Origin of the sequence: Bartonella sp. F02 (genome assembly GCF_026929975.1) — a bacterium.
Lineage (GTDB): Bacteria > Pseudomonadota > Alphaproteobacteria > Rhizobiales > Rhizobiaceae > Bartonella.
The window spans coordinates 1-1,222 of sequence record NZ_JANHOK010000020.1; the positions used below are offsets into that span (position 1 = coordinate 1).

The following is a 1,222-nucleotide window of genomic DNA, read 5'->3' on the forward strand; positions in this document are numbered from 1 at the left end:
ATTATGAAGAATATCGTTTAGATATTCTTCAAAAACTCACTTTTATCATTCAATAATTTTAGACACAATACCAGCACCGACAGTACGACCACCTTCACGAATCGCAAAACGCAGTTTTTCTTCCATTGCAATCGGAACAATTAAAGAAACATCCATCGCAACATTATCGCCTGGCATAACCATCTCTGTACCCTCAGGAAGAGTAACAATCCCCGTTACATCCGTTGTCCGAAAATAAAACTGAGGGCGATAATTCGTAAAGAACGGAGTATGACGCCCACCTTCATCTTTCGTCAAAATATACGCCTCTGCTTTAAACTTTGTATGAGGTGTAACTGAACCAGGCTTCGCCAAAACTTGTCCACGTTCAATGCCATCACGATCAATACCACGAAGCAAAGCACCAATATTATCACCTGCCTGCCCCTGATCCAGAAGCTTACGGAACATTTCAACACCAGTAACTGTTGTTTTGGAAGTCGGACGAATACCGATAATTTCTATTTCTTCACCAACCTTAATCACACCACGCTCAACACGACCGGTAACAACTGTTCCACGACCAGAAATCGAAAAAACATCCTCAATAGGCATCAAAAATGGCTGATCAACTGGACGTTCAGGAGTCGGAATATAATTATCAACCTCACTCATCAAAAGACGAACAGCATCTTCCCCTATGCTCTTATTTGAATCCTCAAGAGCCGCTAATGCAGAACCCTTAACAATCGGAATATCATCACCTGGAAAATCATACTTTGACAAAAGTTCCCGAACCTCAAGCTCAACAAGCTCCAAAAGTTCACTATCATCAACCTGATCAACCTTATTCAAAAAAACAACAATCGCAGGAACACCAACTTGGCGAGCCAACAAAATATGTTCACGGGTCTGAGGCATCGGACCATCAGCAGCAGAAACAACTAATATCGCACCATCCATTTGTGCTGCACCGGTAATCATATTCTTAACGTAATCCGCATGCCCAGGACAGTCAACATGTGCATAGTGGCGATTCTCCGTCTCATATTCAACATGTGCTGTAGAAATAGTAATTCCACGCGCACGCTCCTCAGGAGCTGCATCAATTTGATCATAAGCTTGAAATTCACCAAAATATTTCGTAATCGCTGCTGTCAAAGAGGTCTTACCGTGATCAACGTGACCAATCGTACCAATGTTAACATGCGGCTTCGTACGTTCAAATTTGCTCTTTGCCATT

1 protein-coding gene is annotated in these 1,222 nt (G+C 42.2%); it reads right to left on the reverse strand.

Features of this window, described 5'->3' with window-relative positions; all coding sequences use genetic code 11:
• Positions 1-45: 45 nt before the first annotated feature.
• Positions 46-1,221: an elongation factor Tu gene (gene tuf, locus NPY00_RS06310; protein ID WP_269021231.1), complete on the reverse strand. Its 1,176-nt coding sequence runs from the start codon at positions 1,219-1,221 to the stop codon at positions 46-48.
• Position 1,222 lies beyond the last annotated feature (1 nt).

Excerpts from the sequence above, each read along its gene's own strand:
- tuf (WP_269021231.1), bottom strand. The coding sequence starts at position 1,221 with ATGGCAAAGAGCAAATTTGAACGTACGAAGCCGCATGTTAACATTGGT.